The organism is Kribbella steppae (genome assembly GCF_004342025.1).
In the GTDB taxonomy this organism is placed as follows: domain Bacteria; phylum Actinomycetota; class Actinomycetes; order Propionibacteriales; family Kribbellaceae; genus Kribbella; species Kribbella steppae.
In genome coordinates this window covers 108,020-127,330 of the sequence record NZ_SLWN01000013.1, presented here as the reverse complement: position 1 = coordinate 127,330, position 19,311 = coordinate 108,020, and the positions used below count along the sequence as shown (strand labels likewise).

Annotated in this window: 17 protein-coding genes; 8 read left to right on the top strand and 9 right to left on the bottom strand. The window is 67.5% G+C overall.

All coding sequences use genetic code 11. The features are described 5' to 3' along the window. Positions 1–64 precede the first annotated feature (64 nt). Together EV652_RS44240 and EV652_RS32920 are read left to right on the top strand one after the other, a co-directional pair. Complete coding sequence (locus EV652_RS44240) at positions 65–214, top strand: hypothetical protein (protein WP_158441339.1); 150 nt, start codon at positions 65–67, stop codon at positions 212–214. A 138-nt stretch (positions 215–352) separates the two neighbouring features. Continuing rightward, positions 353–1,054, top strand: a complete 702-nt coding sequence (locus EV652_RS32920) for a response regulator (RefSeq protein ID WP_199238530.1) — start codon at positions 353–355, stop codon at positions 1,052–1,054. Here EV652_RS32920 and EV652_RS32915 read toward each other — a convergent pair. Then, positions 1,048–2,508, bottom strand: coding sequence for an MFS transporter (locus EV652_RS32915; RefSeq protein ID WP_132213186.1), 1,461 nt, complete (start codon positions 2,506–2,508; stop codon positions 1,048–1,050). The genes EV652_RS32920 and EV652_RS32915 overlap by 7 nt on opposite strands. A 117-nt stretch (positions 2,509–2,625) precedes the next feature. Further along, positions 2,626–3,576 (bottom strand): serine/threonine-protein kinase, encoded by a 951-nt coding sequence (locus tag EV652_RS32910; RefSeq protein WP_132213185.1) that lies wholly within the window; start codon positions 3,574–3,576, stop codon positions 2,626–2,628. A 270-nt stretch (positions 3,577–3,846) separates the two neighbouring features. On the opposite strand from EV652_RS32910, the gene EV652_RS32905 reads away from it, so the two are divergent. Further along, a complete protein-coding gene (locus EV652_RS32905; RefSeq protein ID WP_132213184.1) occupies positions 3,847–4,737 on the top strand; it encodes an NAD(P)-dependent oxidoreductase in 891 nt (296 codons plus the stop codon). Further along, on the top strand, positions 4,734–5,489 hold the full coding sequence (locus tag EV652_RS32900; RefSeq protein ID WP_199238529.1) for a YoaK family protein: 756 nt from the start codon (positions 4,734–4,736) through the stop codon (positions 5,487–5,489). Before EV652_RS32905 ends, EV652_RS32900 begins: the two co-directional genes overlap by 4 nt. A gap of 187 nt (positions 5,490–5,676) precedes the next feature. On the opposite strand, the gene EV652_RS32890 is transcribed toward EV652_RS32900, so the two are convergent. The 5 genes from EV652_RS32890 to EV652_RS32870 all read right to left on the bottom strand — a co-directional run bounded on the left by EV652_RS32890 (position 5,677) and on the right by EV652_RS32870 (position 12,380). Further along, positions 5,677–8,001 (bottom strand): glycoside hydrolase family 95 protein, encoded by a 2,325-nt coding sequence (locus EV652_RS32890; RefSeq protein WP_132213183.1) that lies wholly within the window; start codon positions 7,999–8,001, stop codon positions 5,677–5,679. A 6-nt stretch (positions 8,002–8,007) separates the two neighbouring features. Next, positions 8,008–9,363, bottom strand: coding sequence for an ABC transporter substrate-binding protein (locus EV652_RS32885; RefSeq protein WP_132213182.1), 1,356 nt, complete (start codon positions 9,361–9,363; stop codon positions 8,008–8,010). A gap of 49 nt (positions 9,364–9,412) precedes the next feature. Continuing rightward, positions 9,413–10,351: a carbohydrate ABC transporter permease gene (locus EV652_RS32880; protein ID WP_132213181.1), complete on the bottom strand. Its 939-nt coding sequence runs from the start codon at positions 10,349–10,351 to the stop codon at positions 9,413–9,415. Between the two features lie 10 nt (positions 10,352–10,361). Beyond that, positions 10,362–11,285: a carbohydrate ABC transporter permease gene (locus EV652_RS32875; protein WP_242002146.1), complete on the bottom strand. Its 924-nt coding sequence runs from the start codon at positions 11,283–11,285 to the stop codon at positions 10,362–10,364. A gap of 162 nt (positions 11,286–11,447) precedes the next feature. Next, entirely contained in the window at positions 11,448–12,380 is a 933-nt protein-coding gene (locus EV652_RS32870; RefSeq protein ID WP_132213279.1) for a LysR family transcriptional regulator, read from the bottom strand. Between the two features lie 181 nt (positions 12,381–12,561). Here EV652_RS32870 and EV652_RS32865 point away from each other — a divergent pair, with 181 nt between their 5' ends. The 3 genes from EV652_RS32865 to EV652_RS32855 are packed head-to-tail and all read left to right on the top strand — an operon-like array spanning position 12,562 to position 15,598. Beyond that, a complete protein-coding gene (locus EV652_RS32865) occupies positions 12,562–13,764 on the top strand; it encodes a mandelate racemase/muconate lactonizing enzyme family protein (protein WP_199238527.1) in 1,203 nt (400 codons plus the stop codon). Next, a complete protein-coding gene (locus EV652_RS32860) occupies positions 13,757–14,749 on the top strand; it encodes an aldo/keto reductase (RefSeq protein WP_132213179.1) in 993 nt (330 codons plus the stop codon). The genes EV652_RS32865 and EV652_RS32860 overlap by 8 nt, the downstream gene beginning before the upstream one ends. A gap of 3 nt (positions 14,750–14,752) precedes the next feature. Continuing rightward, a complete protein-coding gene (locus EV652_RS32855) occupies positions 14,753–15,598 on the top strand; it encodes an amidohydrolase family protein (protein WP_132213178.1) in 846 nt (281 codons plus the stop codon). Positions 15,599–15,830: 232 nt separating this feature from the next. Here the strand turns inward: EV652_RS32855 and EV652_RS32850 are convergent, their stop codons facing one another. Further along, positions 15,831–16,844, bottom strand: coding sequence for an aldo/keto reductase (locus tag EV652_RS32850; protein ID WP_132213177.1), 1,014 nt, complete (start codon positions 16,842–16,844; stop codon positions 15,831–15,833). Positions 16,845–16,965: 121 nt separating this feature from the next. Between EV652_RS32850 and EV652_RS32845 the strand changes: the two genes are divergently transcribed. Beyond that, complete coding sequence (locus EV652_RS32845; RefSeq protein ID WP_199238526.1) at positions 16,966–17,847, top strand: AraC family transcriptional regulator; 882 nt, start codon at positions 16,966–16,968, stop codon at positions 17,845–17,847. A gap of 462 nt (positions 17,848–18,309) precedes the next feature. On the opposite strand, the gene EV652_RS32840 is transcribed toward EV652_RS32845, so the two are convergent. After that, on the bottom strand, positions 18,310–19,299 hold the full coding sequence (locus tag EV652_RS32840; RefSeq protein ID WP_199238525.1) for an aldo/keto reductase: 990 nt from the start codon (positions 19,297–19,299) through the stop codon (positions 18,310–18,312). Positions 19,300–19,311 lie beyond the last annotated feature (12 nt).

Below are 19,311 nucleotides of genomic sequence, written 5' to 3'. Positions count from 1 at the left end.
CATCGTTGCCCTGGGCCCCTTCGTGGTGCTCTTCTGCGGACCGAGGCCGTCACACAGCGCCGGTGTGGAGCTCGAAGGCTTGTGGACATCCATGATCACCGGCACGTACGTCCCGGTGACACTGCGGTTCGCACACACCGCTCCGGTGACTGTGCGCGTCGCTGTCGGGCAGCTCGCCGTACCTGAGCCGCAGGATCCGTCCACCTCGGCCTGACACAGGCTGACGCACTGGTGCTGCAGTAGCTAGGCCTCAGGCGACCGAAGCCCTAGCCGTAGGGGTCCAGTCAGCGGGCATCGAGGATTCCCGCTGGCAGGAAGCGACGGGGGCACCGCAGCCGGGATACTCGTTGATATGGCGACCGAACTGTTCCACCAGCAGCCGAAGCGCAAGGACGACGGTGCTGTCATGGCGCGCGTACTGCTGGCCGAGGACGACGTCCTTCTTCGCGAGGGTGTGGCCAGCCTGCTGGATCGGTCGGGGTTCGACGTGGTTGGGCAGACCGGCGACAGCGCCTGGATTCTGCCGCTGGTTCGCGAGTTGAAGCCCGATCTGGTGATGGTGGATATCCGAATGCCGCCGACGAACACCACCGAGGGACTGGACGTCGCCCGGGAGATTCGCAAGGAGTTTCCGGCGACCGGGATCCTGGTCTTGTCGGCGCATGCCGAGGTCGAACACGCGATGGAGTTGCTGGCGAACGGCCAGCGGATCGGCTACCTGTTGAAGAGCCGCGTGACGGACGTGGACGATTTCATCGAGACCCTCGAGCGGATCGTCAAGGGTGGATCGGTGATGGACCCGGCGCTGGTGCAGGAGTTGGTGAGTGCTCGCCGGCGTCATGATCCGCTCGCTGAGCTGAGCCAGCGGGAGGAGCAGGTGCTGGCGTTGATGGCGGAGGGACGATCCAACGCCGGCATTGCCCGACGGTTGTGGGTCACCGAAGGCACTGTGGAGAAGCATGTCCGCCACATCCTGTCCAAGCTGCGTCTGCCGGAGGCAGACGATGACCACCGCCGGGTGCTCGCCGTCATAGCGTTCCTCGAGGCTCACTGATCCCGTCGCAGGGCCTCGAGGCCGGCCCGGTGCCGGATCAGGTCGGTGATGGCCATCAGCAGGGCGATGACCATGAGTATGGACGCGGACAGCAGCGCGTCGGAGACTGCGACCGGATAGTCGTGGGCAGAGGCTGTGAGGACTCGGTAGAAGATCGTCGCGAGTACGGCGCTGCCGATCGCCGCACCGATCCGCTGGGCGGTCTGGAGTGCGCCACCGGCCGCCCCCGCCATTGCCACCGGGACGTTCCGCAGGGACAACGTGACGTTGGATGAGGTGACCATGCCGCCACCGAGCCCGGCCACCAGCAGAGGACCGGCGACGGCCAAGGCCGCGTCCTGGCTGCCCATGTTCCGTAGCAGTAGCGCAGCGGTGACAAGTCCAGCCACGGTCGCGGTCAGGCCTATGACAGTCAGCGCGCGACCGAATCTCGACACCAGCCGGCCCGCGATCGCGGCCGAGACCGCGGCCCCGATCGCGAAAGGGGTCACCGCAAGGCCGGACTGCAGCGGTGAATAGCCGAGCCCGTCCTGGTAGAACAGCGCGAGCACAAGCCAGATACCGGTGAAGCCGATGAAGTAGACCGAACCGATGATCGCTCCGGCGGCAAAGCCGGAGGTCTGCGCGAGTCGCGGGTCGAGCAGTGGCTCGCGACCTCGACGTACGGCGCGGAGCTCCCACCAGCTGAAGGCGGCGAGCAGGCTCACGGCTACCACGAGCAACCACCAGTCCATGCCCAGACCCCTTGTCTCCGCGTCGACTGCCGGGAGTAGCAGGCAGAGCACTCCGCCGCCGAGCAACAGCGCCCCGATCAGGTCGAGGTGTGCGGTGCGGCGTCCGATTCCCACATTCCTCGGCACCAGGCGGGCGGCGAGCGCGAGGGTGACCAGACCGATCGGCACGTTGACGTAGAACACCCAGCGCCAAGCATCCGGCCCGGCGATCCCGGTGATGATCAGGCCGCCCACCACCGGGCCGGTCGCCGTGGCCAGTCCGATCGTGGCTCCGAGAACTCCGAACGCCTTGCCCCGTTCGGCGCCTTGGAAGAGTTCCTGGATCAAACCGGAGTTCTGCGGCAGCAGCATGCCGCCGGCGACGCCTTGCAGCAGCCGGAACGCGATGAGTAGACCGATGGTCGGCGCCGCGCCGGTCAGTGCACTGGTCACCACGAAGGCTGACAGAGCGATCAGGAACATCCGGCGGCGGCCCAGGAGGTCGCCGAGCCGTCCCGCCGGTACCAGCGCCAACCCCAAGGCGAGAGCGTAGCCGGACACGACCCACTGGACGGCTCCTGCCGACACACCAAGCCCTCGCTCGATGGACGGCAGCGCCACGTTGACGATGCTGACGTCGAGCAGTGCCATGAACGCGGCCAGCTGGCTGACCGCCAGCGTGCGCCAGCGCATCGGGTGGCCGGCCGTGATGATTGCGGTCGCCCCTGGAGCCTTGATCATGCTGTCCTTACTGCTGCCGTGGTTCGTTCCTCCAAGGTGCCGTTCCGGCCGGAAGGAAACATCGTGGCCAGCAACCATGACGGTTTCCTGCTGGCTGGAATCGCGGCGCTCCATCGCTCAGCGGCGGTGAAGTTCCAGTACGGCGGTGTGGGCTGCGTCCGCGCTGAGCCGTCGGGCGGCGTCCTTGACAAGGAGACCGGCGATCACTGTGCCCAGTCGGCCCGTCCGCGGCGACACCCGCGGAGCGTCTTGGACAACGGCGGTGAGCGTCGCCCAGACGTCGGTCTTGGCGAAAGGAGGACTGCCCTCGAGGAGGGTGAACAGCGTCGCGCCGAGCGAGAAGAGGTCAGACGGCGGGGCGGGCTCATCGCCGCGGAGCTGCTCGGGTGAAATGAAGGCTGGGCTGCCTTCCAGTACGTCACGTGGACAGTTGAGTTCCTCGTCCCGCATCCAAGCGATGCCGAAGTCTGTCAGGACTACCCGACCGTCGTCGCAGAGTTGCACATTGGCGGGCTTGACGTCGCGATGGACAACGCCTCCTTTGTGCACTGCCCTCAGCGTGTCGAGCAGCTGTGCCGCGATCTCGGTCACCCGATCGATCGCCAGCGGCCCTTCTCCTGCAAGGATCTCTGCCAGTGTTCGGCCCGACAGCGGCTCCATCACGAGCCAGGGGAGACTGCCGTCCCGCACGACATCCCAGACCCGGACCACTCCGCCATGATCGATCCGCGCAGCCGTGCGGGCCTCGTTCAGCGCGCGTGCCCGGATCACTCGCTTCGCATCCTCCGAGTCGGCTTTGCGTGCGAGGTATTGCTTGAGGGCGACCGGTCGGCGCAGCAGCTCGTCCTCCGCCAGCCAGACGCGGCCCACGCCGCCGCGCCCCAGAAGTGACTGGATCCGGAAGCGCCCCGCGACAAGTTGTCCGGACGACGCGCTCGCCAGCCCGCTGGGCCGTCCGTAAGAGCGGATGGCCGGCCCGGCCGCGACAGTGCTCTCCGTCGGGCTCGCAACACGACGGGTCTGGCTGACGCGTGAATGCCGACCGGAAAGTTCGACGAGAGCCCTCATACGGCCAACTCTTCGCGCGCCAAGACATCGTGTCGTCCCCGCGGACAACCAACGTCTGTACCTGCTGGCAGGGCCAACGAGCGCGTCGACCGCTCAGCTCAGGTGGGTGCGGAGGAAGGCGACGACGCGGTCCATGAGTTGAGCGCAGCACGCGGTCGTCGGCGATTGCTGCTAGCAGGGGTTGAGGACGGGCGGTGGCTGTGACGACACAGTCCCGTGCCGTCGCGAAGCTGGAGTCAGCAGTTCACGAGGACGCGGTGAGGACCAAGGATGACAGAGATGGCGAGTACGGCGAGCCGTCCGGCGATCGGGCTTGTCGGCCTGGGCCACATGGGCAGTGCGATGGCGACACGTTTCCTGGATGCCGGCTACCAGGTGTACGGGACGAGCCGGACGCGCCGGCGGGCGGAGCCGCTGATTGCCAAGGGCCTTCGGTGGCGCGACGATCCTCGAGCTGTGACCAAGGAGGCTGAGGTCGTTCTCACGTCGATTCCCGATGATGCGGCGCTCGCGATCGTTGCTGATGGCATCATCTCGGAACTGGACGATCGCAAGGTCTGGACCGACCTGAGTACCGTGAGTCCGCGGGCGAGTCGCGAGCTGGCCGCCCGGGTGGCAGACACGGGGGCCAGGCTGCTGGACGCACCGGTCTCGGGCAGTGTTCCGCAGGCGAGCGCCGGGACGCTGACCATCATGGTCGGCGGGGACGAGACAGCGTACGCGCGGGTCGAGCCAGTCCTGAGCGTGTTGGGGCATCCGACGTACGTCGGCTCGAACGGGCAGGGCTTGGCGTTGAAGCTCGGGATCAACATCAGCCTTGCGGTCCAGGTCCTCGCTGTGGCGGAGGGTCTGTTGCTGGCTGAGCGTTCCGGGGTGGACCGGGCGGTCGCGCTTCGGGTGATGACCGCGAGTCCGATCGGGTCGCCGATGTTGCGGGCGCGCGAGCAGTTGCTGCTGGATCTTCCCGACGAGGCCTGGTTCGACATCGGCCTGATGCAGAAGGATCTCGTCCTCGCACTGGAGGCGGGGCGTGCGCTGACGGTACCGCTTCCGACCGCCACCGTCGCGGACGAGATGCTGACGGTCGCCCGGGCACTGGGCTATGAGCGGCGTGACATCGCCGCTGTGTTCGAGGTCCTGAACCGGCTGCTGGTGCGATGAGCGCTTGGCGGCATGTCTGGGGTCGGCTGGCCCCGCATCGGTCTCGATTCGGCGACGACGACCTGGCGGCGGAAAGACCGTTGGACGACCGTGCGACGGTAGCGCTCCTGTTGGTGCTCACTGCGGTCACCGGGCTCGTCGATGCGGTGAGCTACCTTCGACTGGGTCACGTGTTCGTGGCGAACATGACTGGAAATGTGGTGTTTCTGGGCCTCTCTCTGGATCCTGGCTCGGACCTGTCGCCTGCCGCATCGGTCACCGCGATCGCCGGCTTCCTCGCCGGAGCGGTCCTCGGCGGCCGGCTCGGGACGATTCTCGGCGATCGACCGCGAGTATGGCTTGGCGTGGCGTTCTCGTTCCAGGCGTTGCTCGTCGCGGTGGTTGCCGTCGCCGTTGGCCTGGGCCTGCTTCCTTACCGCGGGCGGCTCGCGCTCGTCACGATCGTCGTACTCGCCGTCAGCTCTGGCCTGCAGAACGCGACAGTACGGCGCATGGCGGTCCGCGACATGACCACGACGGTGCTCACGATGGCGTTGGTGGGAGTGGCTGCGGACAGCGTCCTGGCCGGTGGAGGTGGCGGGAAATCGCAGCGTCGCATCGCATCGGTCGCCGCTATGCTCGCCGGCGCCGCCGCCGGCGCGCTGATGCTCCGCGTAACGGTCGCAGGTGTACTCGCGCTGGCGGCCGTCCTCCTCGCCCTGGTCGCCCTCAGCATCGCGGCGCAACCACGATCGGTCCACGTCTCCATCTGAGGCTGCCTCTCCACAGGGTCGTAGATGTGGGTCACGGCTGTTTGTTCTCGCCTGGTTTGCCGGCGGACGACCTCGACGCCGTTGAGTCCGGGCATCATCACGTCGAGCAGTACCACCGCGGGCAGTTGGGTGCCGATCTCGGCCAGGGCCGCTTCGCCGGTCGGGGCCTCCGCCAACTGCCACACCCTCACGTGGCGCTGAGGCTGAGCGGCTCCTGCTCGGTGAAAGTGAGTTCGGTGGTGGTCTCGCCGTACCGGATCCGATGGGTGGTGGTTCTCGAGGGGTGGATTCGGGCGTGCTGGAGTCGGCGGTTCTGCCAGGTGATGTCGACGGTGAAGCCGCCTCGGGTGCGGAGTCCCCGGACGGAGCCGTTGGGCCAGGATGCCGGGAGCGCGGGGAGTAGTTCGAGTTCGTTGCCGTCCGACTGGAGGAGCATTTCGGCGATGGCTGCGGTGCCGCCGGCGTTGCCGTCGAAGGAGTAGATGTTCTGGGCGGCTCCGGCGACGCCGCCGACGGAGTAGCTCATCAGGTTCGCTTCGCTGGCGTCGGTGACGAGGCTGGTCAGGTGGGCGAGCGCCTGGTCGCCGTGCAGCAGCCGAGCGTGGAAGAGGGCGAAGTTGGCCTCGACCCATTCGGTCTGTTCCCAGCCGGGCGCGCTCTGGCGTCGCGCGATCGTGACCTCGGCGGCGCGGGCCAGTTCGGGAGTCGTGCGCGGTGCGATTTGCCGCTCGGGGAAGAGCGCGCACAGGTGGGAGGTGTGGCGGTGGGCTGGATCCGCCTCCTCGAAGTCATGCAGCCATTCCTGCAGCTGGCCCTGCCGGCCGATCGTGAACGGCGACAGTCGTGCCCGCGCCGTCGCGATCCGCTGGCGTAGGTCCGCGTCGACGTCGAGCACCTCCGCCGCGGCCGCGCAGGCTCGTAGGATCGCCTCGGCGAAGACGCGGTCGACGGTGTTGCCCATGGCGATCGAGCACCGAGCGCCGTCGGGAGCGACGTACCAGTTCTCGGGGGACTCGGACGGACCGGCGACAAGCCGGCCGTAGTCTGGTTCCTCGGTGAGATAGGACAGCAGGAAGACCGCGGCGCCCCGGAGGACCGGGTAGGCGAGGTCGGTCAGGAACTGATCGTCGCCGCCGTACTCGTAGTGTTCCCAGAGGTGGGTGGCCAGCCAGGCACCGCCGGTCACGTTAAGGCCCCAGCCCATCGCGGTGCCCGGGGCCGTGTAGCCCCAGGCGTTCGTCACGGTGTGCGCGACCCAGCCGGGTGCGTCGTACATCTGCGTTGCGGTGGTCTGGCCGGTCTCGGCCAGAAGCTGGAGGAACCGGAACAGGGGAGTGTGGCACTCGGCGAGGTCGGTTGGCTCGGCGGCCCAGTAGTTCTGCTGGGTGTTCATGTCGAGGTGGAAGTCGTTGCTCCACGATGCGCTGCTGGCCAGGCCGTCGTTCCAGAGTCCTTGCAGCGCCAGTGGCAGCGGTGAGTCCGCGCGAGAACCGGCGATGGTGAGATAGCGCCCGTACTGGAAGTACAAGGCTAGGAGCCCGCTGTCCCGCTGCCCGCCGGTCAGTCGGTCGCGTCGCCGATCGGTCGGGAGGCCGACCGCTTCGGGCTCCGCGCCGAGGTCGAGCGACACCCGCCGCATCAGGCCGGCGTGATCGTCGACATGGGCCGACAGAATGCCGTCGTACCCGGCCGCGACTGCTGTCGTCGTGAGTGCCTCGACCTGTCGGACTGGGTCCTCGCCCGCCCAATCGGTGCCGACGGCCACGATCAGTACGGCGGAGTCGGCGCCGGCAACCTCGAACGTGTCGTCGGACGACCGTACGGCGCCGCGCTCGGTCTCGACGTGGACCCGGATCTCGACCGCCGTACCCGTGCGGCCGTCGCTGTGGAGTGATTCGACGGCACGACCGCTGAACGCGACGCCGGTGTCGGTGCCGGTCGCCCGCCCCGGGAAGACCGAGCCGTCGAGGCCGAGCCTGAAGCTGACCGCTCCGGGCTGGTCAGCGGTCATGCGTAGGGCGATGACGCCGTGCGGATGGGATGCGAGAGTCTCCCGGACGAAGTGCACGCCGCCGGCGTCGTAGGCGACCGACACGACGCCCTGATCGAGGTCGAGCGATCGCCGGTACGCCGTGGCTCCCGCATCATTGAAGCTCAGGTGGACGGACGGCAGCGGCAGATTGGTGCCGAACGACGCCCGCGTGCCCAGCAGGTGCTCACCAGCCAGCTGCTGTGCCCGGGCGTACTCACCTGCGAACAGCAGTTTGCGGACGCTCGGCAGCGTGTCCCGCGCGGTCGGACTGAGATCGACGGCCGACGGCCCGCCGGACCACGCGGTCGACTCCGACAAGTCGATCCGCTCTGCGGGCGATCCGCCGTACACCATGCCGCCGAGACGGCCATTGCCGATGGGCAGTGCCTCGAACCATCGTTCGGCCGGCCGGTCGTACCAGAGCGCACCGGCCGGGGCGGCAGGCGATCGTGGTCCGGTCGCGGGTGAAGCGATCAGCATGGGTCTCTACTTACCTTCCGCCAGCATCGTCCGGCTCTGCTCCTGCATCTTGGGGAAGATGCTCTCATCCGCCTTGTTCGTGAAGTAGGCCTCGAACTGCGGGATCATCGCGTTGGTGAGCGCCGCACCGTTGTTGTAGACCGGGCAGGGCACGAGCTCCCCGCTGGTCAGGTAGTTGTTGAAGACAGAGAAGTCGGCACCCTTGCCGGCCTGCTGGTCGGCAAGTGCCTTCATCGACGCGGCGATCGACGGGAAGAAGGAGCCGTTGAACTTCGCCGCCGTCGTCTGGCACTCCTCGCTCTCCTGGTACTTGATCCACTGCCAGGTCTGGTCCGGATGCTTGCTCCCGGCCCACATGTTGTTGCCGTTGGCATTGGTCATCAGTGCACGCTTGCCGTCGGCGCCGGCCGGGAGCGGAGCGACGCCGATCTTCGCGTCCTTCAACGCCGCGTAGGTGGCGGCTTCCCAGGTCCCGCCGACGACCATCGCGACCTTCCCCGAGCCGACCTGCTGGCTGTTGGCGGTGGTGAACTGGTTGAGTTTCGGAGTGAACCCGTCGTTGGTGAGCGCACGGACGAGCTGGACCGACTTGACCACCTTCGGATCGTTGTAGTTGAAGACAGTGGCCCACTGCTGCTTGTCGGGGATGTTGATCCCGTCGTTCGGGAGCAGCCAGCCCCAGGCGTTCTGCCCGAACGGGTCGCCGGTGGACTCGAGATTGCCGAGCCCGTACGTCTTTACGGCGTCGGCGCGGAACCCGGGCTGGTCGCCACGCTTCCCGGCGGCGTCGACGGTGAGGTGCTTGATCATCGTCCAGAAGCTGCCGCCGCCGTCGTACGTCCAGTCGAGAGCGGCGACATCCTTGTCCGTGTAGCCGGCCTTGGCGAGGAGATCCTTGTTGTAGTACAGCGCTCCTGTCGCCCAGTCCATCGGCAGGGCGTACTGCTTGCCGTCCTTGTACTTCCAGCCCTCGGTGCCGATGGCGAACTGCCCGAGGTCGAGCTTGTCCTTGGCGATGTAGTCGTCGAGGGGCAGCAGTTGTCCCTGACCGGCGTAGGACTGCAGGAAGGTCACGCTGTTCATGAAGCCGTCGGGGGCGTCACCGGACACGAACCCGGCCGTCAGCTTGGTGAAGTAGTCGCTGACGTTGTAGTTCGTGATCTTGACCTTGATGTTCGGATTGGCCTTCTCGAACGCCGGAACGCACTGCTGGTACGCAATCGCCTGGTCCGGCGACCACGTCCACCAGTTGACCGTGGTCGTCTCTCCGGAGTCGGCCGAGCCGCCTCCGGAGCAGCCGGCCAGAGTGGTCAGTACCGCTGCCGCCAGTGCGGCCGTGCGGGTGAGTCGTGTCCTTTTCACCGTGTCTTCCCCTTTCAAAGGGCAGAATCGGAACGGTCGGATGATCCGGCTACCGGATGCCGGTGAAGCCGATGGAGTCGACGATGCGTCGGCCGAAGAGCACGAAGAGCACGAGCATCGGTAGCGCGGCGACGAGGGCGGCCGCCATCAGGCCGGCGAAGTCCGGCTGGGTCTGGGGTGAGGCCTGCTGGAAGACGCCCAAGGCAACGGTCAGCGGCTTGACGTTCGAGTTCCCGGCAACCATCAACGGCCAGAAGTAGTCGTTCCAGGCGCTGATGAAGGTCAGCAATGACAGCGTGGTGATCGGTCCCCGGCTCATCGGGACGGTGATCCGGAACAGCAGTTTGAAGCGACCGAGTCCGTCGATCAGCGCCGCGTCCTCGATCTCGGTCGGCAGCCCGAGCATGAACTGCCGCAGGAAGAAGATGCCGAACGCCGAGAACAATGCGCCGGGCAGGATCAGGCCCGCGAAGGTGTTGGTCAGGTCGAGATCGTGGATCAGGACGAAGTTCGGCAGCAGCGTCATGATGCCGGGGATCATCAATGCGCTGAGGAAGAGGCCGAAGACGACGTCCCGGCCCCGCCAGTGCAGCCGGGCGAACGCGTACGCGGCGGTCAGCGAGCTGAAGACCACGAGCACCGTCAGCGTGGTCGCGTAGATGATCGAGTTCCGCAGGTAGAGCCCGAGCTGGATGGTCGCGCCGGAGCCGCCCTCTGCGACGGCCTGCTCGCGGGTCGCCAGTCCGAGAACGCGCTCGAACGGACCGAGGGTGAGGTCGACCGGGAGCAGCGACGCCGGGTGATCGATCAACGCGTAGTTGTTCGACAGCGCCGTACGGACGATCCAGTAGAACGGGAAGAGCGTGACGGCGAGAAAGAGAATCAGATAGGCCCAGGCGAGGCCCTTTCCGATGCCCGGTCTGCGCCGCCTCGGCGGCTGGGCTGCCGGCGCCGGGGCGTGCGTCACCCGGGACAGTGTGGTCGTCATGGTTGCGCTCTCAGTTCGTGTCGGACTCGTTGGCGCGCAGCAGCCGCAGCTGGGCGAAGGTGATCGCCAGCAGCAGCACGAACAGGGCCATCGACATCGTCAGCGCGTAGCCGAAGTCGAACTCGGCGAAGCCCTTGCCGTAGATGTAGAGCGGCAGCACGTTCGAGGCATTGGCCGGCCCGCCTTTGGTGGTGACGGCAACCAAGTCGAAGACCTGGAACGAGCTGATCACCGTGAGCACGGCCACCATCGCCATGATGGGACGCAGCAGCGGTAGCGTGAGGTGCGCGAACATCCGCGGCTCGCTCGCCCCGTCCAGCCGCCCGGCCTCGTAGATCTGGGGCGAGATCGTCTGCAGTCCGGCGAAGATCAGAATCGCGTTGTAGCCCATCGACTTCCATACGCCGATGAACGCCAGCGTCGGGACCACCCACCCTTGCGAACCAAGGAACAGGATGTCGTGACCGGCGATCGCCTTGACGACCACGTTGACGATGCCCAGACCAGGGTCGAGCATCCACTGCCAGATCAGCGCGGCGACGACACCGGACACCAGGAACGGCAGCAGCACCAGCCCGCGGACGACGCTCGACCGTGTCAGCCGGTGCATGACGACTGCCGTCGCCAGCGAGACAGCCAGTCCGAGCCCAACGGACAGTACGACGAATTGTGCGGTCACGCCGAGCGATTTCCAGAAGACGTCGTCACCGATCAGGCGCCGGTAATTGTCCAGACCTGACCACGTCGCCGGGGTCAGGATCCGGAATCTCGTGAAGCTCAGGTAAATCCCGCGCAGCACCGGGACCGCGGCGAACACGATGAATCCGGCGGTGGCGGGAAGAATGAGCACCAGGGCGAGTTTCCAGTCGGCCCGGTGCGCGGGACCCGGGCTTGTTTTTCGGCGCGGCCGCGTGGCGGCGGCAATTGTCACCACGGTGAGCTCCTTCGCGGAACAATGCGGCGAGTCGTTACCAGGAATGACCGCCTGCGAAATGCGGTTCGACTCGAAGGATTAACCTCACCGACATTCAGTCATGCGCGTACCGCCCGGTGCAACGACGCATGCCGGATGTGGGGTATTCGTCCGGCGAATAGGTTAGGCGGCCGGGATGGCCAGTGTCCCGGCCGGGCGGTCCGCCTCGAGCACGAGGTCGACGAAGGCCTGAACCGCTCTGCTGAGCGGTCGGTCGGAGTGCCACCAGATGCCGACATCGCGGTAGAGATGCGGGCTGTCCACCTGGCGCACTTCCAGTCCGTCCGTGCGCACCATCGCTGCGGCGAGGCTGTTGATCAGGCCGATACCGTGCCCGGCCCGGACCATCGCAGCCAGCGTGGTCGGCTGGTGGGAGACGATGCCCCCGGCCGGCTCGATCCGGCTCGCCTGCATCGCCGACCAGGCCTCGTATCCGAGGCTGGGGTCGCCGAGCGGATCGCCGATGGTGATCATCTGGTGCGCCGCCACGTCCTCGAGGCCGATCGCGTCCGCGGCCAGGATCGGATGGCCGGGCGGTGCCAGGACGACAAACGGCTCGCGCCAGATGCCGCGGTGGATCCAGGTGTGGTCGGCCGGCTCCGGCCGGAGCGGACGGAGCGCGACCGCCGCGCGCCGGTCGGCCAGCCACTCGTCGCTGATCTGGACGTCACCGTCGAGGACGGCGATCTCGAGCAACGGGTTGGCGGTTCGCAGCTGCTTGAGGATGCCGGGGAGGAACTCCGAGCTCCCGCTGGCGAAACTCGCGATCGCCAGCTTCCCGGACAGGGATCCTGCCGTGGCTCGCAGGTCGGAGACCGTGTCGTCCACCTCGGTCACGATCAGCCGGGCGCGCGGGAGCAGTCGCTGACCGTCGTCGGTCAGGGTGAGGGGACGCATCCGTCGTTCGATCAGGACGCAGCCCAAAGAGCGCTCGAGGCTGGCGACCCGTGCGGATACCCGGGGCTGCGACAGGTGGAGCCGTGTGGCCGCGCGGGCGAATCCACCGGAGTCGACCACCTCGATCCAGGTGCGGAGCCAGGACAGCTCGACATCCATCACCGGCTGCCTCCTTTCCGAACGACCAGGGTTGTTCGGACGCTACCAGTCGCACCGGATGCGATCGGCAATCGGTATTCGTCGTACGAAACCTCTGCATTCGTACTTCGGCGTTGTGGTGGACCAGACCGGCATGCCTGAATGTCGGTGCCGAACAACCATGCGGACAAAGGGGCGTCGAGTGGACTTCGAGCTAGCGGACGACGCGCTGGGGCTGCTGTCGCCCGCGCAGACCGACCTGACACCGGGAGAGGCAGGCAACGTCATCGTTGCCGTCGAGACGTACGCGCTCGCCGTACCACTCGCGCAACCCCTGGCGGACTCGACCGCGGCGCTGACGTCCTGGATCGTCCCGGTGGTCGAGATCCGCACCGCTGACGGGCGGGTCGGGACCGGTATCTCCGGAGTCCACACCGGGCCCGAGTTGCTGTGCCAGGTGATCGATCGGTACTACGCTCCCGCTCTCGTCGGCGCCTCGTCGGAGGACATCCTCGGCACCTGGAAGCGGTTGTACTGGTTGCCGACGCACTGGATCGGCCGCGCCGGTGTCGTGCACATGGCGTTGTCGATGGTCGACATCGCCTTGTGGGATCTCGCCGCACAGCGTGCCGGTGTACCACTGTGGCGGCTGCTCGGCGGCTCGGCCGATCCGATCGAGACGTACAACACCGACGGAGGCTGGCTCAACCTGAGTGTCGCGGACGTCGTTCGCGATCTCGGTTCGCTGATCGACCGGGGCTGGCGGCGGGTGAAGATCAAGGTGGGCAAGGCCGACTGGCGTGAGGACGCGTCCCGGGTCCGGGCCGTACGGAAAGTGGTCGGGGCTGACATCACGGTGATGGCAGACGCCAACCAGCGCTGGGATCTCGCCACCGCGCAGCGCATGCTGCCAGTGCTTGCCGAGGCCGGCATGGACTGGATCGAGGAGCCGGTGCACGCCGATGATCTCGGCGCGCATCAACGTCTGCAGGTCGTGGGAACGGTTGACGTCGCGGCGGGGGAGAGCCTGTACTCGTACCACGCCTTCGCCAGCTTCATGGACGCCGACGCCATCCGGGTGGTGCAACCGGATGTGACCCGCCTCGCTGGAGTGACGGAGTGGTTGCAGGTCGCTCATCAGGCCGCTGGGCACGGACTGCGGCTGGTCCCACATGCCGGGGACATGATGCAGGTGCATCAGCATCTGGCCGGCGTCGTACTGGCCGAGAGTCCGCCGCTGCTGGAGTTCATCCCATGGACGCAGGACGTCTTTGAACATCGCAGTGTCGTGAACGAGGGGTTCGCCGAACGGCCGCGGGCGCCGGGTGCGTCGACGGCCGTGAACCCGCGGGCGCGGGAGAAGTGGCAGCTCAAGGGGGTCGGGGGGAGGACGTCGAATGAGTGAGTCACGGGTCGGCCGGACCGACTTGTTCGTGCCGCAGGTCGGCTTGGGAACCGCTGCCTTGGGCAACTTTCAGCAGGCGATCAGCGACGCGGCTGCGGTCGCTGTCGTCGATCGCGCGATCGAGCGGGGTGTCGGTTACCTCGACACCGCCCCGCTGTACGGACACGGACTGGCCGAGTCCAGGGTTGGCCAGGCGGTGGCGAAGGTCTCCCGCGACGGGTTGGTCATCTCGACGAAGGTTGGCCGGCTGCTCCGTGAAGACGCCCCGCGGGACGAGACGCAGTACCACGACGGCGTCCCGTTCTACCGGGACGTGCCGACGACGGGTCCGGTGTGGGACTTCACTTACGACGGCATCCGCCGTTCGGTCGAGGAAAGCCTGGAGCGGACCGGCCTCGACCGCTTCGACGTACTGTTGCTGCACGATCCGGACAAGCACCTGGCGGACGCAGCTTCTACCGGGTACACCGCGCTGCATGATCTGCGCGCGGCCGGTCTGGTCCAGGCGATCGGCGCCGGCATGAACAACTCGGCTCCACTCACCGAACTCGTCCGCTCGTGTGAGCTTGACGTCGTACTCCTCGCCGGGCGCTACACCCTGCTCGACCAGTCCTCGCTGACCGATCTCCTGCCCGCCTGCGAGGAACGGGAGGTGTCGGTTGTGATCGGGGGTGTCTTCAACAGCGGGGTTCTCGTCGACCCGGCACCAGGAGCGTCCTTCGACTACATCCCGGCCGGTGACGCGGTCCTCGCCAAGGCTGTGGCGATCCGGGATGTTTGCCGGAAGTACGACGTACCGCTGGCTGCGGCCGCGCTCAGGTTCCCGGTGGCGCATCCGCGGGTCTGCACGGTGCTGGTGGGCGCACGGACAGTCGACGAGCTCGACGTCGATCTCGGCCTGTTCGACGTCGACATCCCGGCCGGTCTGTGGGCTGATCTCCGCCACGCCGGCCTGCTCGATCCCGACGTACCGACACCGGAGTGAGCCATGCGAATCGACGCGCACCAGCACTTCTGGGATCCGGCCCGCTACTCGTACCCCTGGATGGCCGGCGAGGCCATGGATCCGGTCCGGCGTGCCTTCACGCCGGACGACCTCCGCGGCGTACTCCAGGACGCCGCGATCGACGGCACCGTGCTCGTGCAGACGCTTTCGAGCCTGGCTGAGACGCGCGAATTCCTCCAGCTGGCGGACTTCGTCGCCGGGGTTGTCGGATGGGTCGACCTGACGTCCTCGACAGTCGGCGACGACTTGGACGTGTTGCTCGACGAGCCAGGCCGACTGGTCGGCATTCGGCATCAGGTTCACGACGAGCCCGATCCGGACTGGCTGGGCCGGGACGACGTACGTCGTGGCCTGGCCGTCGTGCAGAGTCGGGGACTGACCTACGACCTCCTCGTCCGGCCGCGCGAGCTGCCCGCCGCCATCGACGTTGTCCGAGCCTTCCCCGAGCTGCAGTTCGTCCTCGACCACATCGCGAAACCACGCATCGCGGACGGCTCCGATCCAGCCTGGACTGGGCTGATGCCGGCTCTGGCCGCGGCTCCGAACGTCGCCGTCAAGCTCTCCGGAATGGTCACCGAGACTGATTGGACCAAGTGGACCGCCGATGACCTACGTCCGTTCGTCGAACGTGTCGTCGAGTGGTTCGGCCCGGATCGCCTCCTGTTCGGCTCGGACTGGCCGGTCTGCCTGCTGGCCGGCTCGTACGACGAAGTCCGCAACGGGCTCGACACGGCACTCCCGGCGATGGGTCCGGCCGAGCGAGGTCTGTTGTACGGCGGGAACGCTCAGCGGGTGTATCGGCTCGAGAGTTCACCCGCGGCCGGATGACACAGGTCCGGGAGGTGGGCGGACTGGGGCGGGAAATGTCCCTTCACGGGGGGAGTCCTTCCCGGACTGGTCCGGGCGTCGGGCATAACCCGTGGTCGAGTACAGGTCCTGGTCGGAGGGGAGGGGCTCGGCACACCTGGGCGGTCGGGATCGCCCCGATCTCCCCATTTGCAGGAGGTTGAGGGAAAGGACCGCCTCGCACTGTCCGTCATCGCCCTGCCCGACGTCTAATTCAGCGGCGGCGGAGGTGTGCGTGTTCGATCGCCGGCGGGGTGGCGTTGTAGTTGTCGGTCGGGTCCAGTTCGGTGCCGGGCGCAACGATCTCGTCGATCCGGTCGAGGATCTCGGCGGACAGATCGATCTCCGCAGCGGGCAGAAGGCTGTCGAGCTGCTCCTGCGTACGCGGGCCGACCAGGACCGACGTCACCGCCGGATGCGCCCGGACGAATGCCGTGGCGAGCTGCGGCAGCCTCAACCCGGCCTCGTCGGCCAGCGCAGTGAGCTTCGCTACCGCCGCGGTCTTCGCCTGACCGGTCGGACTGGACGGGTCGTAGCTGGACGGCCGAGTCGACGCCCGGTGAGACGACGCCAGGTTCGCCCGGCCGGACAGCCAACCGCTGTTCAGCGGGCTGAAGGTCAGTACGCCGAGGTCATACCGCTGAGCCACCGGGAAGACGGATGCCTCCGCCCGGCGGGTCAGGATCGAGTACATGCACTGCTCGGTCAAGAACCGGTGCGTGCGGCGTCGCTCCGCGGCCCACTGGGCCTCGACGATGCTCTCAGCCGGGAACATCGAGGAGCCGAACGCGAGGATCTTCCCCGCCTGCACCAGATCGGACAGTGCGGACAACGTCTCGCCGGGATCGGTGTCGTGGTCCGGGCGGTGCAGCTGGTACAGATCGAGGTGGTCGGTGCCGAGCCGGCGCAGGCTCTTCTCGACGGACTGGACGATCCACCGGCGGGAGGCGCCGTGCTGGTTCGGGTCAGCGCCCATCGGCAGGCCGAACTTGCTCGCCAGGACGACGTCGTCGCGCCGGGTCCTGATCGCCGTACCGACGATCTCTTCGGACTCGCCGGCCGAGTAGACGTCGGCCGTGTCGATCAGGTTGATGCCCCCGTCGAGCGCGCGCTGGATGATCCGGACCGAGTCGTCATGGTCCGGGTTGCCCATCGCGCCGAACATCATCGCGCCGAGGGCGACGTCGCTGACCGAGATGCCGGTGGCGCCGAGGATTCTGCGTTGCATGGGGTTGGTGCCTTTCTGACAAAGTTGGCGATGGTTCGATCACAGCACCGCCAGGCGGTGGAGCGTGAGCCTGATGCTGGCGCCGGCTTGCGCGATCCTGCCGACTTGGCAGGTTGACCCCGTGGGTGACACTGGGGGAGTGGATCTGCTCGACGAGCTTCGGACGCTGATCACGCGGCACGCCGCCGGGCAGCGCGGGCACAGCCGTCGGCTGATCGAAGGCGTCCAGGTCAGCCGGGTCGAAGAACCGGCGGGACCGACCGCCGGACTGCTGCGGCCATCGGTCACGATCGTTGCCTCGGGCATCAAGCAGACGCTGCTCAACGGTGTCGCCTACGAATATCGGGCCGGGCAGTTCCTGGTCACCTCATTGGACCTGCCGGTGATCGGCCAGGCGCTGAAGGCCAGTCCGGACGAGCCGTTCGTCGTGGTCAGCATCCGGCTCGATCCGGTGGAGATCGCGCCGCTGCTGCTCGAGACGCCGGCCAGACCACCGCAGTACGGCGGTCTCGTGGTCAGCAATGCGACACCTGAGGTGCTGGATCCTGTCGTCCGGCTGCTGCGCATCATCGACCGCCCCGAGGATGTGCGGGTGCTGGTGCCAGGGATCCGGCGCGAGATCCTGTGGCGGCTGCTCACCGGCGAACAGGGCGCGCTGGTCCGGCAGATCGGTCTGGCCGACGGCATGCTTGCACACATCTCGGAGGCGATCCGCTGGATCCGTCGCCATCACAGCGAGCCACTCCTCGTGGCGGACCTGGCGGAGCTGGCAGGCATGAGCCCCTCGACCTTCCACCGGCACTTCCGCGCCGCCACCTCGATGACCCCGATCCAGTTCCAGAAGCAGATCCGCATGCAAGAAGCCAGGATCCTGCTCCGGACCCAGGCCCTCACGGCGGCCGAAGTCTCCTACCAGGTCGGCTATACGAGCCCGGCCCATTTCACCCGCACCTACTATCAAGCCTTCGGCCGAACCCCGGGCGAGGACCGAACTCCTTCCTGAGCGAGGACTGAAACGATCACCGACGGGACGATCGTCGGGTCCGGCAACGCCGACCCCTTGGGCGACCGACCTGTTCGGTCGGGCGCCCCTGGGCGTGCGTTGCGGTTATGAGGCGACGTCGGCTGTGCTCGTGGCGTTCGCGCTGATCGGAGAAGCTGGGTCGATGGGCGTGGGTCGGCGGCTTGCTTTGTTCCCTGGTGCGGCCTGCCACTCGGGGCCCGGCCAGTCGCCGGGGGAGGGCTTGTCAGCCGGCCGCCGAACAGGAGGTGTTCTGCCGACTATGCGGCCTGCGGGCACTGATGCCCGGGTGCCCCGGGCAAGCCGCGCAGCGGCGAAGAACAGCCGCCGCAGCGTTCTACGTTGCGGCTCATCCGGACGTACGGGCGCGTTGGGGAGGGCGGAGTTGGCGTACTCGTTGATGGCGCGGATCGCGATGTATGCGCCGAGTTGCTCTTGCATGGGTCAGATTGCTCCGTGGCCGGCGCCGGTACGACGGATGGCGTCAGCGATCTCGGTGAGGTCGGTGGCGGTGAGTGTGATCTGCGGTGCGCCGATCCAGCCGTCGACCTGGCGCGGGTCGCGGGCGCCGACGATGGCGGCCGTGACTCCCTGCGTGGCAAGGCACCACGCGATGGCGACGCTGGCGACGTTCGTCTGATGGCGGTCGGCGATCGGCCAGAGTGCGCCGACCAGGGCTAGGTTGCGTTGCAGTTGCTCGCCGGTGAACTCGGCGTCACGTGAGCGCCAGTCGTTAGCAGGCAGAGCCGCTGCACGTTCAGCGGTGAAGGCGCCGCTGAGCAGACCCGACTGCATCGGGCTGTAAACGATGACGCCGGTGTCGTGCTGGTGGCACCAGTCGAGTTCGCCGGTGGCGTCGCGGTTGATCAGTGAGAAGGGCGGCTGGAGCGAGTCGACATGTCCGATCGCCTCAGCCTTGTCGAGTTGTTTGCTGTCGTGGTTGGACAGCCCGATGGCGCGAACCTTTCCCTGCGCCTTCAGGTCGACCAGCACCTCCCAGTAGTCCTCGACCTGCTCGGGTGCCGGCCAATGCATCTGGTAGAGGTCGATGCGCTCGGTGCGCAGCCGTCGCAGCGATGCCTCGACCTCGCGCCTCACGCTGGCGGGATCGCCGCTCCGGCGCGGGTCGACACTGCGGTCGGCCTCGTCCCACACCAGGCCGCACTTGGTGAAGACGTGGGGCCGGTCGGCGTCGCCGTACGGCTCGAGGGCCTTCGCGACGACCTCCTCGGAGTGTCCTAGGCCGTAGACGGCCGCGGTGTCGATCCAGTTGACGCCGGACTCGACCGCGTGCCGGATCGCGGCCACCGACGCGTCGTCGTCCTGCTCACCCCAGGCGTAGGCCCAGTCGCCGCCGCCGATGGCCCAGGCGCCGAAGCCGACCCGGGTGATGTTCATATCCGTCGTGCCGAACGGCACTGTGCTCAGACTCATGCGTCCACCCTG